This window comes from Deinococcus apachensis DSM 19763 (genome assembly GCF_000381345.1).
Classification (GTDB): Bacteria; Deinococcota; Deinococci; order Deinococcales; family Deinococcaceae; genus Deinococcus; species Deinococcus apachensis.
The window spans coordinates 1-19,395 of the sequence record NZ_KB906429.1; the positions used below are offsets into that span (position 1 = coordinate 1).

The window sequence follows — 19,395 nt, forward strand, 5'->3', positions numbered from 1 at the left end:
GTGGAGGCTCTGAACTTCCAGCTGCGCAAGGTCACCAAGACCAAGGGGGCGTTTCCGAGTGAGGACGCGGCCTTGAAGGTGCTGTATCTGGCGATCCAGCGGGCGTCGGCGAAGTGGTCGGGTCCGATCAAAGACTGGCGCTCGGCCTTGAACGTTTTTACAATCGTCTTCGAAGGACGCCTTCCTGCCCGGTGATCACTCCGGAACCCCAACCCACAAACCTCGGGACACCCCCCGTACCCAGGAAGCGTCTTACCTCTGGGCACCACGTCACCCTCCCACAACACCTTGCCACAACCGTCAGACGAGTCCAGTTCAGGTAACACCACCGCGCCCTGATCCAACGGTCGAGGTTTGCCAGACCACACCCCGCTCTCGGACACCGGCTCGTGCCTCAGGCACTACCTTGTCCCCATGCCACTGTTCGACACCGTACGTGCCCTGGCCCCCTACCTCCAGTCCTGGTTGGAGTACCAGCGGGATCTGGCGCGGGTGCCGGGCGTACAGGTGGCGGTCCGGGTGAACGGTGAGCTGGCGGCCTCGTTCGCGCTGGGCGTGGCGAACGAGGCCACCGGGCAGCGGCTCACACCACGGCACCTCTTCCGGATCGCCTCGCACTCCAAGACCTTCACCGCGACCGCTGTCTTCCAACTGGCCGAGACCGGAGCGCTGCGCCTGGACGACCCGGCGGGCCGTTGGCTGCCGGAACTGGCAGGATCGCCCGCCGCGGGGCTGACGGTGCGGGCCCTGCTGGGGCACCAGTCCGGCATCAACCGCGATGGGGCCGACAGCGACTACTGGCAGCAGCTCCACGATTTCCCCGACCGCGACGCCCTGATCGCCCTGTGCCGGGCCGACGCCGTGTTCCCACCGGATCAGTTCTTCAAATACTCGAACATGGGCTACTCGCTGCTGGGCTTCATTATCGAGGCGGCCAGCGGCCAGACGTACGAGGACTACATGGCGGCGCACATCACCGGGCCGCTCATGTTGACCAATCTGGGGCCGGAACTGCCGCAAGGACGCGAGCCCGAGCTGGCGGCTGGGCACAGTGGGCGGTTGGCAGGGAACGATGCCCGGCGGGTGCTGCCGTCTTCGGATACGCGGGCGATGGCGGCGGCCACAGGGTTTTACGGCACGGCAGAAGATGTCACGGCCTACCTAGCCGCGCACGCACTGGGACGTGCCGACTTGCTCACGGACGCGTCCAAGCGCCTGATGCAGCGCAAGGAATCCGAGATCAACCGACCGGTGAGGCGCTGGTACGGGCTGGGCTTCTTCGTCGAGCAGATTGGGGACCGCAAGGTCGTCGGCCATTCGGGGGGCTTTCCTGGGCACATCACGCAATCGTGGCTCGACCCGGAATCGGGTCTGGCGGTGTCCGTCCTCACGAATTGCCTGGGCGGCCCCGCGACCGAATGGGCGACGAACCTCGTCAAGCTGATCGATCTGGCGATGAACGCGCCGGAGAAGAAGACCACCGACACGCCGGGCTCCCAGCTGGATGCCTACGCCGGTCGCTTTGCGACCGACTGGGGCGTGTTCGATCTGGTCAATCTGGGAGGCCGCCTGGTGTCCCTGACGCCGCAGGGCGACCCTGGACTGAGCGCCACGGAATTGACTGTGATAGACGCCGACACGCTGATGCCCGAACCGGAGGCTGGCTTCGGTGCGGTCGGTGAGCCGTTCCGGTTCCAGCGCACGGCGGGAGGCGACATCGAATGGGTACGCCAGGGTGGCGGGCGGGCGTGGCCCATCGCGGCGTACCGGCAGCGAGTGGGCCTCGACCCTCTGTCCTGAGCGGTCAGGGTTGTGTTGCCTTACCGTGGGAGGGGTAGGCCGATTGTCGTTGACCGACGCCACGCCCGCCCGCTGCCGCTTCCCGCTGATTGATCGTCCAGAGCACCCTTTGGCCCTGGCACCGCTTTCCTTGAGCTACTGGGACGTGCAGAAATTGCCCTCTCAGCGCGGGATTGAGGTCAGCCACGAGGGTTCTGGCAAGTTGAACCGGGTAGGCTGCTGAGCTGTGCTGGACCGGAAGCCCTCCCGCCACCGTTTTCCCCCCAGCGTCATCGGCTAAGCCCTGTGGCGCTACCACCGCTTCCCGTTCAGCCAGCGGAACGTCCGCTTCCTCGCGTCTGGGAGCGCCTTCCCGGTGCAAGTTCTGAGGACAACGATGGCGTGCGGCTTCGAGGCGCCCACGGCCAAACAGCCCGTCAAGGTTCACTTGTCAGAACTCCTACCAAGACTTCCACGTGCTCACCCAGCACACCACCAATGTCGAGGGCAGGCAATCGTAAAGAAGGAACAGACGTTCTGGGTTGTTCAATCTATCTTTTCGTATCTCAGCAAGAGGAGGTCATCGCTTGAATAAATCTGACCTGAATGGCACGTCCCTGACCACCGGGGTGCGCTTCTAACCAGTAAACGTCCTCATTCCGTTTCCTCTGACCCCTAAGGTCTGGAAGCGTCAACAGAGAGCGGGCCGGTGATCACCGGCCCGCTCTCTGTTTTTAGATCTTACCTGACGGATGGACGGCTTTGCCCCAGATCGAGTTCCACATCCTCGGTCAGGCAAGCAGCAGACCTGGAGAACAGGCAAGTACTCCCCGCGTCAGATCGCGCCGCCGTACGTGACCCTTCTATCCCGGCAACGTCACGCCCGTCATCGGCCCGCCCCAGCTCCTCCCGCCTTCGGGACAGCGAGAAATCGCTGGTGACTCTGCCCCTGTTTCCGGTGCCAGTCTGATTGCAAATCGAGCAGCAGACTGGGAGGCATATGAAGAGCAAACGGTACACCGAGCAGCAGATCCTGGTGAGGGCGCCGCCGTAGTCGGCCCGGTCCAATTGCACTTCGAGCGTACCTCAGCCCGCCTGAACCAGGCGCGCGAACTCGTGTGGTGACTTCCCACCCAGGAACTGTGCGGGCGAACGCTGTTGTCGTCCTCCCGCCACGCGGTCACCACCAAGCGAGCCTGGGCGAGCGTTTGGAACCCGTGAAGGTCGAGGTACTCATCTTGCACTCGACCGCCATCGCTCTCGATGTAGGCGTTCTCCACGGGTTTCCCCAGGCGGATGAAGACCTGCCCTATACCCCGCCCGTGGGCCCACTGATCCAGGGCCTTGCTGATGAACTTGGGGCCGTTGTTCGTGCCGATGGCTGCTGGCGGTCCGCCAGCACTGCGTCGAGGAGCCGCACCACATCGGCTCCGGTGATTGACGTACCGACGTGCATCACCAAGTTCTCGCGGGTGAAGTCGTCCACGACGTTCAGCACCCGGAAGCGCTGTCCTGAAGCGAGCTGGTCGGCCATGAAGTCCATGCCCCACCGCTGATTGAGTGCACAAACCAGCGGTCTGTGCACCCGCTCCCCAGCACTCAAGTTCTTGCGGACCTTACGCTGCACTGCCAGACCCTCGACATGGTAGAGGCGGTAGACCCGCTGGTGATTGACCGTCTGCCCCTCGCGTTCCAGCAGGATGTGAAGCCGCCGATACCCAAAGCGAGGACGCTGCTGGGCGAGATGACGGAGCCGACCGACCAGGGCCTGGACTGCTCCTTTTTCGGGCTCTGGTGTCGTTGTGTCGAACGTCAGATGCCCAACACATGGCAGGCTCGTCGTTCGCTCAACCCGAAGCGGTCCCGCACGTGGCTCACAAGACGCCTTTTGAGCGGCATCTGGGCCTGAGGGGTCACCTCGGGGTTCACTGACCTGAGCCCGGAGAACCTGGCCACATGAGAATGGAGCCTCTGGCATGCTTGGGGAAGCACCCCGGGAGGCTCACGATGCGTGGAAAACGCTTCACCGAAGAACAGATCGCCTTTGCCCTCAAACAAGCCGAAACCGGCGTGTCTGTCGCGGAAGTCTACCGCAAGATGGGGCAGCTGGTGGCCGATCTGAGCCTGGACAAAATCATGTTGCAGGACGTGATTCAAAAAAAGCTCTGAAGCCAGCCCAGCGCCGCGTCTTGGTGAATCACCTGCGGACGGGGTACCGGGTCAGTGAACGGCGCGCCTGCGCCGTTCTGAACGAGTGGCGGACCGTCTACCGCTCTCAAGGCATTCCCCGCCCAGAAGAACAACTGATCCTGAAGAGGATGACAAAGATCGCCCCCACGCGGGTGCGGTACGGGTTCCGAAGGATTCACGTCCTGATGGCGCGGGAGGGCTGGCACATCAATCACCAGCGGTTTTTTCGACGGTATCAACTGGCTGGCCTGAATCTGCGGATGAAACGGCCCAGACGGCATGTCAGCGCTGCACGACGTGCAGCGCAGCCTGCAGCGCACAGCCCAATGAAGCGTGGTCCATGGACTTCGTTTCAGACGCGCTCTTTGACGGCAGGCGGTTTCGTGCGTTGACCTTGATCGACACCTTCACCCGGGAGTGCCTGGCGATCCATGTCGAGAGCAGCATCAAGGGCGAACGTGTGGTCGAGGTGGTGCGTGAGATCAGCAGGCACCGAGGGGTGCTTGCGCGCATTCAGGTCGACAACGCAAGTGAATTCATCAGCAAGGCCCTGGATCTGTGGGCGTATCAGCAGGGCGTGACATTGGATTTTCTCGTCCTGGACGACCAACAGACAACCCCTTCATCGAATCGTTGAACGGCAGCTTCCGGGATGAGTGCCTGAAGACCCACTGGTTGTTGTCGTTGGAAGACGCGGCGGAGAAGATCGAAACTTGGAGGATCGACGATCATGATCTCAGGCCGCATTCCTCGCCAGAAAATCTCGCGCCCAGCGCGTATCGAGCCAGGTTTGCCTCAACCTTTCGCCCGCCGGACGCTCCATCCTGACCCGGACAGGTCTGTGGGCTCGGCTCAAGGTCAGGTCGCCTATCTTGCTACGTTCTGAAGGCGACCGGTTGGTGATGATGACGGGAGCGAGCGGGAACAGTGGAGCGGGCAGGGTGGTCAAGATTCGTCAAGCGGGCGTGCAGCTTGAGAAAGCCCCGCGCCCGTTGTCGTCTAGCTGATGACGTTTCTGCCTGCAGGTGGGACCATGTGGCTGCTCCATCAGTTTGTTCCCCCGCCTCATGCTCATCGTCCTGCTCCCACCGATCCGGTGGAGTCCTGGCGGACTAGCCACCGCTCCTCCGTCTCCCACCTGCCCGGGTCCGGTGTGTCCCACGGTCCGACGTGATACACCTCCTGCGCGATGAACTCCCCGTGCACGAGGTTCACGACCTTTACAGAAGCGCCGTCCCGCTCGGCGCGCTCGCGCAACATCGGCTTGACGTGCCAGATGTGCTCGTACGGCCCCGCATGCCGGACCGCGTACCACCGCCCAGCCGGTGTCCATCCCGCACGCACCTCTCCCTCAGCCGGGACCTCGCCGCCCACCTCGAATCCCGCATACATTTCGATAGACTTGTGCAGTTTGCGCAGATCCTGGGTGGGTACGAAAAAGGCGGTTGGCGGGCTGCTGGGCTCCATCCCGTGACCGGACAGGTAGGTACGCAGGGTCTCAAAGGCGTGCTGGCGGTCTTCCTCAATGCTTTGCATCCAGGTGTAGGAGTGGAGGAACACGAATGGCTTGGACGGGCGTTCCTCCACCGTCACCTCGTACGTCTGCCCGCGCCAGGGGTGGGCACGCTTGCGCCGCAAGCTGCGGAGCTGCATGGTCAAGTTTTGAATGTCGGCCTCTAACTGTCCGATCTTCCAGTCGAACAGCGCCCCCTGATGTTCAAGCGTTGGGTCCCGCATAAAGGCCCGCATTTGTTCGACTGGAAACCCGGCGAAGTGCAGTTCGGCCAGCAGGTGCATGTGGCGGCGCTGTGTTTCGGTGTAGTAGCGGTACCCGCTCGCCTCGTCCACCACCGCGGGCTTGAGGACGTCTTCCTCGTCGTAGTGGCGCAGTGTCTTGATGCTGAAGCCAGTGAGCTTGGAAAACTGGCCGATGCTGTAGAGCCCCGTGGTGGGAGCGTCGCCGGACATGGGTTCCTCCGTGCCGTCACGATACGCCGCGCCGGGGGTGCTGGGAACGTCAGGTGGGCTGGACTTCGCGGGCATCGAGGTGCTCGGCTAGGCGGTGCAGGAGGACGGCGAGGCTGCGCCGCCACGACGACGTGGTGTGGACGTATGGGGTGGGGGGAGTGGATGCGGGCTGCGTGTGATCGAGTTCCCGCTCGATCCGTTGGCCCACGCGAATGACCTCGTAGACGTAGCGGGCGTACATCGGGTCCATGGTGGCCTCCTTCACCTAGAGTGTGAACTCTCCCGTTACAGGAGAGTCAAGTAACGCACCACCGAGGCGGGCGAAGTGCAGTGCACTGGGCCACCGAGGCAGAGCGATGTGGTGGGGGTGGTTGTGGTGTTCTGGCAAGTTAAACCGGGTAGGTTGCTGAGCTGTGTCTGACCAGAAGCCCCACCACCACCGCTTCCCCTTGAGCATCATCGGCCACGCCCTCTGGCTGTACCACCGTTTCCCCCTCAGTCAGCGGGATGTCCAAGAATTGCTCTGCAAGCGCGGGATCATCGTGGGCCTGCCTTGGTTGTGCGTACTTTCAGTTACGCCACTTCGCGCTCCCCAAGCTGCTCGAATTCCACTGGGCTCTTATAGCCCAGCACCTTGGTGCCGACGTTGGCGGTTGTAGAACACCTCCACACACTCAAAGACCTGCACCCTTCCCTCCTGGCGCGTCTGGAACACGTGGTCCAACAACAATTCGCGCTTCAAGGTCGAGAAAAAGCCTTCGACGACGGCGTTGTCGAAACCATCTCCTTTCTTGCCCATGCTGCACAGCGCGCCCTGGGCCTCTAAGGCGCCTCGGTAGACGCAGCTGGTGTTCTGACTGCCCTCTCACCAGGGTGAAGGAGCCCCGGCGGCAGTCACCGCCGGTGGAAGGCCATGTTCAGTGCGGAGAGCGGTCGATCTGCGGTGAGCCATTCTCCCATCGACAACCCACCACCAGCCGCGAGTGCAGGTCCAAGACGACCACGGGGTACAGCCAGCCCTCTTTGGTCGGCAGGTACAACAAGTTGGGCGCAGTGACCTCGAAGTTGCGACGCACCAGGTCCTCGGCGGGTGGGTGAGCCGGGTCCGTCCGTGTGGTGGCTTTGTACGTCCTGCGCCCCTTGTCCCGCAAGCCCACCTCATGCATGAAGTGGGCCACTCGACGACGCGAACAAGCAGTTCCTGTCGCCCGCAACTCGGCGTGGAGGCGCTCGATCTCACCCCTCAACTCGGCGTCCTTGGTTTTCCTCGTGCTGCTCGGCCTTCCTCGCCAGGTGAAGTCCCCGCTCCCCAGCACACCAAGCATCCGGCACAGCACCTCCAGTACGGAACTCGCCGCGGTGCCCCTTGATGAATAGAGGAGGCGGTCACGTTTCCCGGGCGAAGAAGGCCACGGCTTTGTTCAGCCCATCGCGCTCCTGCCGGGCACTCTCCAACTCACGTTGCCGCCGCTTGATCTGCGCCTACTCAGGGGTCAGATCCTGCTTCCCGGGCCCGGGAAAGGCCGCCTGACCCTGCCCCTCGACCTCGCGCACCCAGCGGTGCAGAGCCGAGTCGCTGATCCCCAGACCCGGCGCGACGTGGAGGACGCTCCGATCCGGCTCTTTGGCGAGCTTCAGCGGCCTCCTGCTTGAATTCCTTGCTGTCCCTCTTCCGCTCTCCCACACCCCACCTCGCTCTGATGGTCGAGGCGTTTCCTCAGGTACCCAACATCGAGGTACTCCCAGTCGGAAGGCTCGCATGGTCTGTGACCTTGCCATGGTGCGGCGCGGATAAGGTGCGGGCGGTCAAAAGGCCAACCTGTTCAGGCCCGGCCCACACCCTGAAGCAGCTCGACGCCGGGCAGGGTCGTCACGAATCCGGCGCCGAAGGCCTGGGAAGGCGTCCAAGCCCCGGGCGACACCCCTCCCGCGAGCACCCGCCCAACCGCGGCGAGGGCACTTTCCACCGTGAAGCGGTATCCATCGGGCCCGATGAGTTTCATCCCACGCCTGTGCCCCGCCCGGTCCGTCACCTCCCCCCACACCACAGTCCGGCCCTCCTGCAGCTCCATCTCGGTCGGCCCCTTCGCCCGGCTGGCGCGCTCCCTAAGGAGTCGCTGGACGGCGGGCAGGCACAACAGGGGGGCCAGCCGCCTACTGCCCCTCATCACGAGGGCCGCGACCGGGGGAACGACCAGATACGTCTCGACCGTCGGAATGCCCGTGGAGTAGTAGGCGGTCACGACGTCCCCCCAGGGAATGCTCACCGCCGCATACGTCCAGCCCTCATGCTCGACCTGCCAGGTGCGGGCGGCCATGGGTTCGTGCACAAGCAGACCGCCCTGACGGCTCAGGCCCCCCTCCCCAGCACCTTCCGCCATCGTGATCGCCGTGCCCCGGCTGAGGGTACCCCCGCGAAAGGCGAGTCGCAGGCGGGTAGCCGACGGCAGCAGTTTGGCCAGGCGGACGGCGACAGCGTCGGTGGGGACGACGTCGAACCCGACGCCCGCGATGGCGACCACGTTCGCTTGTCTGGCTTCCCGGTCCCGCCCATGCAGGGCTTCAAGGGCTGCATACTCTCCCGTGATGTCCAGGTAATGCGTGCCGATGGACAGGCAGCCGTCGAGCATGGGCCTTTGAGTCCGGGAGAACGGACCCGCGCAATGGAGGACCAGCGAGACATCACCGATCCCCGCGGCAACCTCACGGGCATCGTCCAGGTTGAACACACGGCCCTCCAGCCCAAGCTCCCTGGCAAACGGCCGGATCGCCTCGGCGGAGCGTCCGGCGAGCATGGGGGTCAGGCCGCGCCTCACCGCCTCCCGGGCGATGAGCTGGCCCGTAAAGCCGTTCGCGCCGTAGATCATCCACCGGGAAGGCGAGTCCATAGCCCAGCATAGGTGACCGACCCGCCATCTGGGGACCCGTTTGCTCGCCGGAGGTCCATTCCAGCCCCTATGCTGCGGTGACCGCGTTGCACCTCGCCGATGTCCTCGCCCGTCACTTCCCACCGGTTCGGGACCTGCTGCGGCCCGGCGCCTCTCCTGAGACCCTCGGCGCGGCCGAAGCCCCCCTCGGTCGGCCTCTTCCCCCGGACGTTCAGGCGGTCTACCGGACCTTCGACGGTCAGGCGGGTGTGCTTCCTGGCGTCCTGCTGGGCCTGCGCTGGTTCCCCCCCGGCGACACACTACCTGGCTGGACCTGGCAGACAACGACCCCAACCTGGACAGCCGTCCCCCCGGCGCTGTGCGCCCCGTCACCTTCAGCCCCGCCTGGTTCCCCTTCGCCTCGGACGGTGGGGGCAATGGCCTGGCGGTGGACCTGAACCCCGGTCCCGCTGGCACGCTCGGTCAGGTCATCACTTTCGGCCCGGACGAGTTGACGCGCCTAGTCCTCGCCCCCTCGCTCCCCGCCTTTCTCGACTGGGTGGCCGACCAGATCGAAGCCGGACGCGTCACCCTGGAAGGCAACGACATGCGGCTTGACGGGGCCAGTTCCTTCTTGGACCGGGTGCGGACGCTCGTTTAGACGCAACCCTTGCCCATCAACCAGCTCACCGCCTGCTGACGGTAGGTCGTGCCGTTCGGCCCCCCGTACGCCGTGTTGTCGAAGGTCCGGCTGAAGGTCTCCCCTCCCAGCTTCAGCTCCAGCGTCCAGGTGCCCGGCGTGTTCGTCGTCGTGTTCGAGTAGCCCACCCGGGTCAGGTAGGTGAGGCTGTTCGTGGCCAGGGAGGTGCACTTGGCGGCCTGGTTCTCGATCTGCACCCAGTTGCCGCGGTTGAAGTTGGAGTCCTGGGGCGCCATGTTCGCCCGTCTCCCCCACCCCCCGAGTTGGCTGCCGACCAGGTGCCCGCCGTCGTACCCGGTGGCGTTGTCGAGGTTGCTGACCGTGGCCTGGCAGGTGGTGTCGCGGGCGGCGGCCGCGATGGGGGGCACGTAGCGGTAGGCGCTGCGGGGACGACCTTCCGCGTCGATGTAGTAGTACCCGCCGCCAAGGGAGTGCCAGGTGTTGCGGTCGGCGCTGGTGAAGCGGGTGGGGCAACCGTCGGCGAGCTGAGCGCTGAGCCCGTCGTGGTTCTGATAGCCGATGCCGTAACGGGCGAAGAAGGTGCGGGCCTGCTCGGGGGTGAGGTCACGGGTCAGTTCGCTGAGGGCGACTTCTCCCCCGACGTCGGCGATCAGGCGGTCGTAGGGGTCGACGTGGGCGGTGGGCGTCTGGGAGCAGGCGGCCAGGAGACCGGCGAGCAGCAGGGGAAAAGCACGCTTCATAGGGCAACCTCCAGGGACAGCGGCCCCAAGCTAAGCGTGGACGTGTGATGAGCCTGTCAAGGCAGGGACCTGCTCCTGGCAGGGAGGATGTCCACCTGCAGGATCCTCTCCGCCACACCCAGGAAAATTGGGGACTCCCCCGGGTCTGCCCGTGTCCTGAGCACGGAAACCGCGGCGGCTGTTTCCCGCCGAGGACGGCCCTCCACTGCGGGGTTGCCCTCCAAGGCGCCCTCGAATCCACCTCTCAGTGCCCTCCCACACGAGTAAACTCTGGACATGACCAATAGTGATTTTGCGCAGCTTCCCTTCGACCTGGCGGAGTTCGCGGAAAATCCGGAACCGCGCTGCCCGGTCCTGCTGCTGCTGGACAACAGCGGCAGCATGCGGGGGAACAAGATCGACCAGCTCAACGCCGGGCTGATCCACTTCAAGGACGAGCTGTCCAGCGATCCCCTCGCGGCGGCCCGCTGTGAGGTCGCCATCGTGTCGTTCGGCCCGGTGCGCGAGGTGATGGACTTCACCTCCGCGCACAACTTCGTTCCCCCCCACCTGACCGCCGAGCATGACACCCCTCTCGGCGCGGCGGTCCTGCACGGCCTGAAGATGCTTCAGCGCCGCAAGGAGGCCATCCGCCAGGGCGGCATCGGCCTGTACCGCCCCTGGGTCTTCCTCATCACGGACGGCGCCCCAACCGACAGCTGGCAGCAGGCCGCCGCGGAGATCAAACGGGGGCAACAGAGCAAGGTGTTCGCCTTCTTCAGCGTCGGTGTGCAGGGGGCGGACATGAACATGCTGCGCCAGCTGTCCGACTCCGAGCCGCTGATGCTCAGCGGCCTGAAGTTCCGCGAGCTGTTCCAGTGGCTCTCCGCCAGCCTGAAGAGCGTGTCGAGAAGCACGCCGGGGGACACCGTCACCCTGGCCAGCCCCAAGGGCTGGGCCGAGGTCTGACTTGTCGCCCTGGCGTTCCGTCCACGCCTCGGTGATGGGCACGGCCCACGTCACGACGGGCCAGCCCTGCCAGGACCATCACGCGGTCAAGTCGATCCTCAACGGCCAGGACGAGCCCCTGCTCCTGCTGGTGACCTCGGACGGGGCGGGCAGCGCCGCCCATTCCGAGGAGGGCAGCCGCGAGGTGTGCGCCGAGACCCTGCGCTGGCTGGAGATCTGCCTGAGTGACGGGGGGGACTTCCTGGACAAGGACGCCGGGGTGAGGCTGGTCCACAACCTGCGCCACCACCTGCTGAACTACGCCGAGGAGGCGGAGCGCAACTACGGCCTGCGCGACCTGGCCTGCACCCTGAACGTCGCGGCGCTCCTCCCCGGCCGGGGCTGGTTCGTGCAGGTGGGGGACGGGGCCACCGTCATCGAGCGGGACGGCGGCCCCCTGGAGATCGTGTTCTGGCCGGACAACGGGGAGTACGCCAATCAGACGTACTTCGTCAGTGACGTGCCGGATGGGCACATCCACACCCGGGTGATCGCGGGGTGCATCGACCGGGTGGCCCTGATGACCGACGGGCTGCAGGCGATCGCCCTCTCCCTCCAGCAGCGCGCCCCGCACGCCCCGTTCTTCACCCCCATGTTCCGCGCCCTGGAGGCCCTAGACGCCCCGGACACGGAACAGCACGGGCAACTGCAGGCGGGGCTGATCCGCTTCCTCGACTCCCCGGCCGTCAATGCCCGGACGAGCGACGACAAGACGCTCGTCCTGAGCAGCCGCAGGCCCGCTCCCGAGGCCACTCCCGTCGAGCCCGCGGAGGAAGTCGAGGCGGTATGACCGCGGCGCCGTACAGGGACGGGGCGGGCCTCCCGGTTCACCTGGGCCGGGAACTGGGGCGGGGCGGTCAGGGCACCGTGTACGAGGTGACGGGCCGCCCGGGCGCGGTGGCCAAGATCTACCTCCAGAAGCCCGAGCACGAGACGGTCGAGAAGCTGAGCGCCCTGACGCTGGCCAGCCAACCCCTGCTGCTGGACATCAGCGCGTGGCCGCAGTCGACGCTCCGGGACCCTTCCGGGCAGGTGCACGGTTTCGTCATGCCGCTGGTGGACGAGTCCGAGTACCTCGAACTCCACAACCTCTACCGCATCACGTCCCGCCGTCAGCACTTTCCGTCGGCGGACTGGCGCTTCCTGGTGCGGGTCGCGCGGAACGTGGCCCGCGCCTTCAAGGCGCTGCACCATCACGGGCACCTGATGGGCGACGTCAGTTCGCGCAACGTCCTGGCGTCGAAGACGGCGACGGTGCGCTTCATCGACACGGACTCCTTCCAGATCCGGGTCGGCGGGCGGGTCTACCCCTGCCCGGTGGGGACGGCGGAATTCACCCCGCCGGAACTGCAGGGGAAGCGGTTCGGCGGCCTTGTCCGCACCGCCGAGCATGACCTCTTCGGCCTCGCCCTGCTGGTCTTCCACCTGCTGTTCGACGGGCGGCACCCCTACGCCGGGGTCCACGACAATGGAGCGATGCCGAGCCCCGCCGAGGCGATCGCGGCGGACAAGTTCGCGTACTCCCTCCAGCACCGCCACGGGGTGAGGCCCCCACCGTTCACGATCACCCTGGATGGGGTGCATCCGGGCCTGCGAGACCTCTTCGAGCGGGCCTTCTCCCCCCGGCACCAGGGTCGCCCGACCGCGGGCGAATGGGAACAGACGCTGGCGGAGCTGGAAAGGAACATCACGACCTGCGGCAAGAACGCGGCGCACAAGCATGACCGCCGCCTGCCCTGCCCCTGGTGCACCGTCCTCCCCGCCAACGCGCAGGCGGCGACCGCGAAGAGCGGGATCCCGGCGGGGGCCAAGCGCATCGACGTCGAGGGCGAACTCAACCGGATCTGGGCGGGTCTGCAAGCCATTCCAGTACCCCCCGCCCCCGCGGCGATTGTCCTGAGCACGCCGCCCACCCCGCTGCCCCTCCCCGCGATGCCCGCATTGGCCGCGCCGCCCCCCGAGCCGTCGCTCGCCCCGCTGCCACCCAGGACGCCCGTCACTCCCCCGCAGGCTTTCTCGAAGTCAGCGGTCGTCTGGGGCATCGCGGCCACCCTCCTCTGTCTGTCCAGCCTGGTCCAAGGGGGATGGCTCGCGGCGGTCTTCTTCGCGGTCGTCGCCGTCTACAACTTCCAGCGGAACTCCCCGGAGAAGGTCAGAGCTCGGCAACAGAAGCAGTTGGCCGAGCGGACCGTCCGGCACGAGAGGGAGCGCCAGGAGGCCGAGGCCCGGCGGGTCCAGGAGTTCCAGCAGCTCTCCGCCCTGCGGGAGAAGGCCATCGGCCAGAACAAGGAGCATCAGAAGCAGACGTACCTCAAGCTCCTGAGCCAGGCCCTGCTGGAACAGCAACTGGAGGCCAATGCGCTGCGCAAGAAGGTCGCCAACGCCTACGCCCGCCAGGCCGCGGAGAGCGCCCAGGGGAAGCACCAGGCGGCCGTGAAGCGCTTGCAGACCCTGCGTGAGGAGTTGCGGTCGTTGGACCGCCAGGAACAGGTCGAGTTGCAGCGCACGCTGGAGCGGCACCGCCAGCCGATGCTCGAGCAACACCTGGCCCGGTTTCCGATCAAACCCGGCGACGTACAGGGAATCGGCTCCTCCATCATCGCCAACCTGAATGCCCGCGGGGTATACACCGCGAAAGACATCACCCCGGATGTCCACTACATCAAGGGCGTCGGGCCCAAGAAGCAGATGGACCTGCTGGCGTGGCGGGACACGCTGGAGCAGTTCTTCCAGTTCGACCCGGCCCGGGTGCCCCCCAGCGCCTTCGATGCCGTGCGGGTGCAGTTCGACCAGCAGCGCGTCACGCGGCTGAAACAGCTCGAGGACGAGGTCGCGCAACTCAGGCGGGACGTTGCGACCTGGCAGCAGGCCGAGGCGGCGGTCGAGGCCGAACTCCGGGACCTGAAATTCAGGCTGGCGCAGCGGGAGAAGACGATCGAAGTTATTCAAACAGGTGCTCTTCACCTGGGCTGAGGTGGTATGGACGGCGCGAACGAGCAATTGAAAAGGGTGTTGCAGCTGGCCCTGCACAGCCCCTTCGAGGGGGAGCGGGCCAAGGCCGCCGCCCTGCTGGTCCAGAGGCTTCAAAGGGCGGGCCTCACCCTGTCGGACCTGGACCCGAGCTTCGGGGCGGACGACGGGGAGAACGCGCTGCGACAGCGGGCCGACCTGCCTTACGAGTTCGAGGTCACGTTGAAGAGTCGTGAGGAGGCGCTGCTGTACCACGGCCTGCTTCAGCGCTCCGCGTCGTCGTCCGCTGTCTGGCTCGAAAGCCATCGCCTACTCTGTACCGCTTCACCTACAGCAAAGCAGAGTGCGGACGACCTGTTTGCGAAGCACATGGCTTCGCTTCAGAGGAGGCTGGCCGAGGCCCAGCAACGGGCGATGCGGGAGTACAACGACAGACGCAAGGTGCTGTTCGAGCAGGCGGTGGTCGAGGAGTTGCGACAGGCTGACCTGTAGGTGTTCCTCCGGGTCATTCCCGGCTCCAGCACGCCGTCAGGCGCATGAGCCTTGAGGGTCGGAGCAGCGCGGAGCCGAGAAAACTGGAGACGGCATCAACAGCTACCGTCTCCATCACTTTTGCCACACGTGGGGGCCACTCCCAGCAGGAGTGGCCCCGGTGCCCGATCCGGGGCTACTGAGCGAACTTAAAGTTCGCGCGGTGCTCAGTGCCGTCCGCCAGCTTTACTTTAAGTTGACGGCAACTTCCCGCCCCCGCCCCGGCTGGACGACCTCGCCGTTCGACCCGTGGCGGGGCGTAGGGTGGGGGCGCATGTCAGCCCCCCGCCGAGAAATTCCACTTCACGTCGTCGGTGCCGTGGCTCTGGCCCTCCAGGGCATCTACATCTCCTCGTATGGCCCGTCGTATCCCCAGCTCCTCCGGCACTTCGACCTCTCCCAGGCGGAGGTCGGCCTGATCGCCAGCGCCAACTTCCTCGGCTCCACCCTCGCCGTCCTGAGCGCGACATGGTTGATCGGGCGTCTCGGCACGCGACGCCTCTTGATAGTCGCGCCGCTTCTCCTCGCGGTGGGGGCCATCGGAATCGGACTCACCCCCACCTGGAGCCTCGCCCTGCTGTTCGCCCTCATCGCTGGCGCCGGGGCGGGGAGTGTCACCAGCGGCATCAACATCTCGCTGGCCAGCCTGCCCGACCGTTCCGCGCCCATCCTCAACGCCGTCAACGCCATGTTCGGGCTGGGATGCGTCCTCGGACCGCTCCTGGTCGCGCTGCTTCCCGGTGGCGCCGTCCGCTGGCCGTTCATCGTCGTCGGCGGGCTGGCCTTCGTCGTCCTCGCCTGTGCCCGCCAGCTTCCCAGGGTCACGCCGACCTCACCTCCCCGGGACACGGCGGTCCGGGCGAAGCGCGGGGTCACCCTGTTCACGGTGCTGCTCGTCCTGTACGTGATGACCGAGGTGGGGGCGGGAAGCTGGATGACCACCCACCTCGCCCCAGGGCTGGGAGCGAGGACCGCCGCCGCGCTGGTCAGCGGCTTCTGGCTGGCCTTCATGCTGGGCCGCTTCGCCGGGGCCCCGCTGGCCGCGCGCTTCCCACCCCAGATCCTGGTTCCGGGGGCGGCCCTCGTGGCGGTCCTGGCGGCCGGACTCGCGACCCTGCCGGGCCTCCAGGTGCTCGCCTACGTCCTGCTGGGCTTCGTCCTGGGTCCGATCTTCCCCACGACCGTCGCCTGGTACGGGCAGCACCTGACGCCCCGGCGGCTCCCCATCGCGCTGGCCGGAGGCTCCATCGGTGCGGTGATGGTGCAACCCCTGATGGGCGCCGCGGTGAACAGCTTCGGCGTCTCGGCCATTCCCGTCACGTTGGTGGCGCTCGCGGGCTGCACGCTAGCCCTCTCGGTGTGGGTCCGCTGGTTCCAGCGGGGAGTGGAGGCCGACACAGCGACGACCTGAGGGGACTGTCGCGGAGGCTGGACCGCTTCCACCTCTCCTCGGCGTGCGTAGCCTCCGGACTCGCTATCTCGCGCAGTCAGAGCGAACATCCCGACTGCCTTGGCGGGGAAAACCCTTGCCAGCAGGAGGAACCGTACGGCAGGACGATGAGACAACGGCGAGGGCTGCGTCAAGCAACTTCCGAGCGGCAGCTACCGCTGGCAGATCACCCTGGGTTTCGACGAGCGGGGCAAGCAACTCCTCAAGAGCGGCACCAAGAAAACCAAGCGGGACGCAGAACGGGCACGAGTGCAGGCTCTCGCCGACTATCAGCGCGGTCTGCTGCCTATCCCCAGCCAGATCAAGCTGTCCGATTGGCTGCCCCAGTGGTTGGAACTCAAACGCCCTAACCTCGCCCCCAAGACCTTCGCCAACTACAGCTACGTGATCGACGAGCACCTGATCCCACTTCTCGGCGGGCACAAGATGCAGGACCCCAAGCCCAGCGACGTGCGAGCGGCGTACGTGAAGCTCTCCGACCAGGGCTTCTCGAAGTCCCTGCTGCACCGAGTGCGGGTCATCCTGAGACAGGCTCTGCAGGAGGCCGTTTTCGGCGAGATCGTCGCCCGGAACGTCGCTGAGGTCGCTCGGCTGCCCAGCTTCCGGCGGGGCAAGACGGCCTGGGCGCTGGACAGCCGGGAGGCGGGGACGTTCCTGAAGGCAGCGAGTGAGTATCGGTTGGGGGTGCTATTCGAGTTCGTTATCGCAACGGGGCTGAGACGAGGGGAGGTCTAAGCGTTGAAGTGGACACACCTGGATTTGGAGAAAGGGCTGCTGCGGGAGAACATTATGGTGGCGAGCGGCAAGGCAACGCTCGGGCGCCGAAGACCGAAGCTGAGATTCGCGACCTTCACCTCGCGCCGGAGACTGTGGACCTGCTCCGGCGGCACCGGCAGGAGGGAACCACCCCCAGGGGGCATGTGTTTGCCAACACGCGGGGGCAGCGCCTGTACCCCGACTCCCTGACCAAGCTGGCGGGGAACATCACCGCCAAAGCGCGCCTGGGGACGTGCGCTTCCACGACCTGCGGCACACCTACGCCAGTCTGATGCTCTCCAAGGGGGTGCCGATGGAGGTGGTGAGCGAGAAGCTGGGGCACAGCCGACCCAGCACGACGGCCGACATCTACCGCCACATCTTCGCCGAGGAGCACGAGCAGCAACCTTCGCCCTTACAGACTTGCTCACGCCCAAGCCCCTCAAGCTCAGGAGCGCAGCCAAGCAAGTGGAAGAGGACACCGACGCGGAACCTGCGGCTTAAGGACCACCGAAATGCACTCCTCCCTCCTGTGCAGGAGGACCAGTCGTGGGTTTTAGTGGATGACGGGTGTTCAAGGAAGCATGGAGCGAGCTGACGTGTCCGAAATGCAACAACGTCCACATCGTCAATCATGGGCAGAACCGTGCTTCCAGGGGACATCCTGCCGCCTGGGGCAGGGTGTGATGGGTCCATGCCTGAATCACTGACTGCCCACCGGACTGTCTCGGTTGCCGCCGCCCTACTCACGGGAACCCTCGCCACGCTGCATGTGTACTGGGCGGCAGGCGGCCAGGCGGGTCTGGCGGCGGCCCTGCCGGAGGCGGACGACGGAGGGGCACGGTTCACGCCATCGCCCGTCATGACCCTGGGTGTGGCGACGGGTCTGACGAGCATGAGCGCCGCAACTCTGAGCGCCAACTCTTTACAGATGCGTTGGCCCCTGCGCCTGACCGCCCTCGTGTTCCTGCTGCGGGCTGTGGGGGATGGCCGCACGGTCGGCCTGACCCGCCGGGGTGGGCAGAGCGTGTTTGCCCGTAACGATGCTCGGCTGTACACCCCCCTCTGCCTGCTGCTGGCAGCCCTATACAGCGTGCTGGCGTTCGGGCGCCGGGACTAACCGGGGGCGGCAGAGGGCGGGCCAAGTGCAGCCGGGCACCAGACCTTTGAACCCCCACACCGCCTGCCCCTCGATATGGAGGTCGTCCCGAGGACCGAGTTTGCGGGCCTGTAGGGGAGTGCAACGGTGCCCGAGTGGCGGGGTCAGGGCATCTACCGGACGCCCACAGCGGCACGGGCGAGGTCCGCCCTGGTATGGGGAGTGCGCTTCCTGCACAGCGACTCCTCGGCGTTCTCACGGCCCATCCTGCAGCGCAGCGGTCTGCTACCACGCCCTACGTCTGGACGCGCCGAAGCCAGCCAGCAGACCAGCCTAGCCAGGCTGAATGAAGTCAACAAACACGTCTTCGACGGCGCCTTCATGACCCTGGCTCATTCTGCACAACCCTCAGCGCCTGGTGGTACCGCCCAGTCGAGATCCAGATTCGCTTCAGGAAACGCTGACGTTCTCGATGGGCAGCGTGACGGACAGGCCAGGTGGGGTGAAGCCAAATACCTGCCCGTAGAACAGTAATTCCCCCTCCAACGCCCGCTGAATGTTCGCCCGCCGGAACCCGTGTCCTTCCCCCTCGAATTCCACCAGGTCGGTGGGCAAGCCCCGTGAACGCACGGCTTCAAACATCCGCTTGGCCTGGTCGGGTGGCACCACCTTGTCCTCCAGCACCTGGAAGAACATCACTGGGCGCGAGAGCTGCTCGGTGAACTGAATAGACCTCCTGCGAAAGACAGGCTGAGCAGGAGAGGGTGAGGTTGCAGAGGGCCGCGATGAGGTGCAAACGCAAAGCAAACCGACGCCTGCGGTGTCGATAGACGCCCTTGAGTACCCGAAAAATCTTCAGGCGTCGGATCACGTGCTCGATCCCCTGCCGGGTATGCGCTAGGACACGGTTGTCCTGGCGCTGCTCGTCAGTGAGCGGCTGGATGCGTGTGGCTTTGTGAGGTGTGAGCGCGTGAGGGTGTTCCTTCCAGAGGCCCTGGTACCCGGCATCACCGATCAGGGCCGTCTCCACGGGCAGCTGCACCTTGGAGCGGCGAAAGAGCGTCAAGTCGTGCATCGAGCCAACGGTGGAAGCGACGCACAGGATCAGGGGCGTCGCCACCTCAACCAGGAGTTGCAGCTTCAGGGTGTGGCGCTTTGTCTTGCCGCTGTACCAGCGGCGCTGGGTTTTTTGGGCCGTTCGCAGGGCACTTCCGAGGCATCCACCGCGATGATGCTGTAGACCGTCCCGCTGTTCCCCAGGGCTTTCTTCCCGGGCAGTCTGAACAGCTCACTGGCGATCAGGGCGGCCTCGACGCGTTCCACCGTGCGCTGCACGGTGGTTTCATGGACGCCCCAGTCATCCCCCAGATGCGCGTAGGTTCGGTATTCCCGCCAAA

At 65.8% G+C, this 19,395-nt stretch carries 19 protein-coding genes and 5 pseudogenes; 14 read left to right on the plus strand and 10 right to left on the minus strand.

Going from position 1 to position 19,395, the window contains the following annotated elements:
• A pseudogene (locus tag F784_RS26710) lies at positions 1-195 on the plus strand (IS256 family transposase); the annotation flags it as partial.
• Between the two features lie 219 nt (positions 196-414).
• Positions 415-1,800 (plus strand): serine hydrolase domain-containing protein, encoded by a 1,386-nt coding sequence (locus tag F784_RS0121170; protein WP_019588710.1) that lies wholly within the window; start codon positions 415-417, stop codon positions 1,798-1,800.
• An 842-nt stretch (positions 1,801-2,642) separates the two neighbouring features.
• On the opposite strand, the gene F784_RS27950 is transcribed toward F784_RS0121170, so the two are convergent.
• Positions 2,643-3,059, minus strand: coding sequence for an integrase core domain-containing protein (locus F784_RS27950; RefSeq protein WP_169405726.1), 417 nt, complete (start codon positions 3,057-3,059; stop codon positions 2,643-2,645).
• 29 nt (positions 3,060-3,088) lie between these two features.
• Entirely contained in the window at positions 3,089-3,481 is a 393-nt protein-coding gene (locus F784_RS27410; protein WP_425387138.1) for a DDE-type integrase/transposase/recombinase, read from the minus strand.
• On the opposite strand from F784_RS27410, the gene F784_RS27415 reads away from it, so the two are divergent.
• A complete protein-coding gene (locus tag F784_RS27415; protein ID WP_245558000.1) occupies positions 3,422-3,688 on the plus strand; it encodes a hypothetical protein in 267 nt (88 codons plus the stop codon). The two genes, F784_RS27410 and F784_RS27415, sit on opposite strands and share 60 nt — an antisense overlap.
• A 98-nt stretch (positions 3,689-3,786) precedes the next feature.
• Positions 3,787-4,797: pseudogene (locus F784_RS25700) on the plus strand (IS3 family transposase).
• Between the two features lie 243 nt (positions 4,798-5,040).
• On the opposite strand, the gene F784_RS0121195 reads toward F784_RS25700, so the two are convergent.
• Both F784_RS0121195 and F784_RS0121200 read right to left on the minus strand, forming a co-directional pair.
• Complete coding sequence (locus tag F784_RS0121195) at positions 5,041-5,937, minus strand: MerR family transcriptional regulator (protein ID WP_019588714.1); 897 nt, start codon at positions 5,935-5,937, stop codon at positions 5,041-5,043.
• Between the two features lie 49 nt (positions 5,938-5,986).
• Positions 5,987-6,187 (minus strand): hypothetical protein, encoded by a 201-nt coding sequence (locus F784_RS0121200; RefSeq protein ID WP_019588715.1) that lies wholly within the window; start codon positions 6,185-6,187, stop codon positions 5,987-5,989.
• A gap of 163 nt (positions 6,188-6,350) precedes the next feature.
• On the opposite strand from F784_RS0121200, the pseudogene F784_RS25705 reads away from it, so the two are divergent.
• Positions 6,351-6,482, plus strand: a pseudogene (locus F784_RS25705) (IS6 family transposase); the annotation flags it as partial.
• Between the two features lie 28 nt (positions 6,483-6,510).
• Here the strand turns inward: F784_RS25705 and F784_RS27955 are convergent.
• Both F784_RS27955 and F784_RS0121215 read right to left on the minus strand, forming a co-directional pair.
• Positions 6,511-7,621: pseudogene (locus F784_RS27955) on the minus strand (IS3 family transposase).
• 139 nt (positions 7,622-7,760) lie between these two features.
• Entirely contained in the window at positions 7,761-8,825 is a 1,065-nt protein-coding gene (locus tag F784_RS0121215; RefSeq protein WP_019588717.1) for a saccharopine dehydrogenase family protein, read from the minus strand.
• A 358-nt stretch (positions 8,826-9,183) separates the two neighbouring features.
• Between F784_RS0121215 and F784_RS24205 the strand changes: the two genes are divergently transcribed.
• Positions 9,184-9,465, plus strand: coding sequence for an SMI1/KNR4 family protein (locus tag F784_RS24205; protein WP_019588718.1), 282 nt, complete (start codon positions 9,184-9,186; stop codon positions 9,463-9,465).
• On the opposite strand, the gene F784_RS24210 is transcribed toward F784_RS24205, so the two are convergent.
• The gene (locus F784_RS24210; RefSeq protein WP_019588719.1) at positions 9,462-10,205 is read right to left on the minus strand and encodes a DNA/RNA non-specific endonuclease; all 744 of its coding nucleotides are present in this window, start codon (positions 10,203-10,205) and stop codon (positions 9,462-9,464) included. The genes F784_RS24205 and F784_RS24210 overlap by 4 nt on opposite strands.
• Positions 10,206-10,481: 276 nt before the next feature.
• Here F784_RS24210 and F784_RS0121230 point away from each other — a divergent pair, with 276 nt between their 5' ends.
• The 8 genes from F784_RS0121230 (at position 10,482) to F784_RS0121265 (ending at position 18,019) form a co-directional block, all read left to right on the plus strand.
• Positions 10,482-11,153 (plus strand): vWA domain-containing protein, encoded by a 672-nt coding sequence (locus tag F784_RS0121230; RefSeq protein WP_019588720.1) that lies wholly within the window; start codon positions 10,482-10,484, stop codon positions 11,151-11,153.
• A gap of 1 nt (position 11,154) precedes the next feature.
• Entirely contained in the window at positions 11,155-11,982 is an 828-nt protein-coding gene (locus tag F784_RS24215) for a PP2C family serine/threonine-protein phosphatase (RefSeq protein WP_157465432.1), read from the plus strand.
• Entirely contained in the window at positions 11,979-14,165 is a 2,187-nt protein-coding gene (locus F784_RS24995; protein ID WP_019588722.1) for a protein kinase domain-containing protein, read from the plus strand. The genes F784_RS24215 and F784_RS24995 overlap by 4 nt, the downstream gene beginning before the upstream one ends.
• 6 nt (positions 14,166-14,171) lie before the next feature.
• Positions 14,172-14,654 (plus strand): hypothetical protein, encoded by a 483-nt coding sequence (locus tag F784_RS0121245; protein WP_019588723.1) that lies wholly within the window; start codon positions 14,172-14,174, stop codon positions 14,652-14,654.
• A 313-nt stretch (positions 14,655-14,967) separates the two neighbouring features.
• Complete coding sequence (locus tag F784_RS0121250; RefSeq protein ID WP_051087020.1) at positions 14,968-16,104, plus strand: MFS transporter; 1,137 nt, start codon at positions 14,968-14,970, stop codon at positions 16,102-16,104.
• A 288-nt stretch (positions 16,105-16,392) separates the two neighbouring features.
• The gene (locus F784_RS0121255) at positions 16,393-16,878 is read left to right on the plus strand and encodes a site-specific integrase (RefSeq protein ID WP_019588725.1); all 486 of its coding nucleotides are present in this window, start codon (positions 16,393-16,395) and stop codon (positions 16,876-16,878) included.
• 274 nt (positions 16,879-17,152) lie between these two features.
• The gene (locus F784_RS27720) at positions 17,153-17,497 is read left to right on the plus strand and encodes a tyrosine-type recombinase/integrase (protein WP_083939328.1); all 345 of its coding nucleotides are present in this window, start codon (positions 17,153-17,155) and stop codon (positions 17,495-17,497) included.
• Positions 17,498-17,593: 96 nt separating this feature from the next.
• A complete protein-coding gene (locus F784_RS0121265) occupies positions 17,594-18,019 on the plus strand; it encodes a DUF3995 domain-containing protein (protein ID WP_019588727.1) in 426 nt (141 codons plus the stop codon).
• 429 nt (positions 18,020-18,448) lie between these two features.
• Here F784_RS0121265 and F784_RS0121270 read toward each other — a convergent pair whose 3' ends face one another.
• The 3 genes and pseudogenes from F784_RS0121270 to F784_RS24225 all read right to left on the minus strand — a co-directional run.
• The gene (locus F784_RS0121270; protein ID WP_342662505.1) at positions 18,449-18,805 is read right to left on the minus strand and encodes an alpha/beta hydrolase family protein; all 357 of its coding nucleotides are present in this window, start codon (positions 18,803-18,805) and stop codon (positions 18,449-18,451) included.
• Between the two features lie 22 nt (positions 18,806-18,827).
• Positions 18,828-19,202 (minus strand): annotated as a pseudogene (locus tag F784_RS27725) (transposase family protein); the annotation flags it as partial.
• The coding region (locus tag F784_RS24225; RefSeq protein WP_211211926.1) for a transposase family protein at positions 19,139-19,395 on the minus strand (257 nt) is incomplete at its 5' end. The pseudogene F784_RS27725 and the gene F784_RS24225, both read right to left, overlap by 64 nt.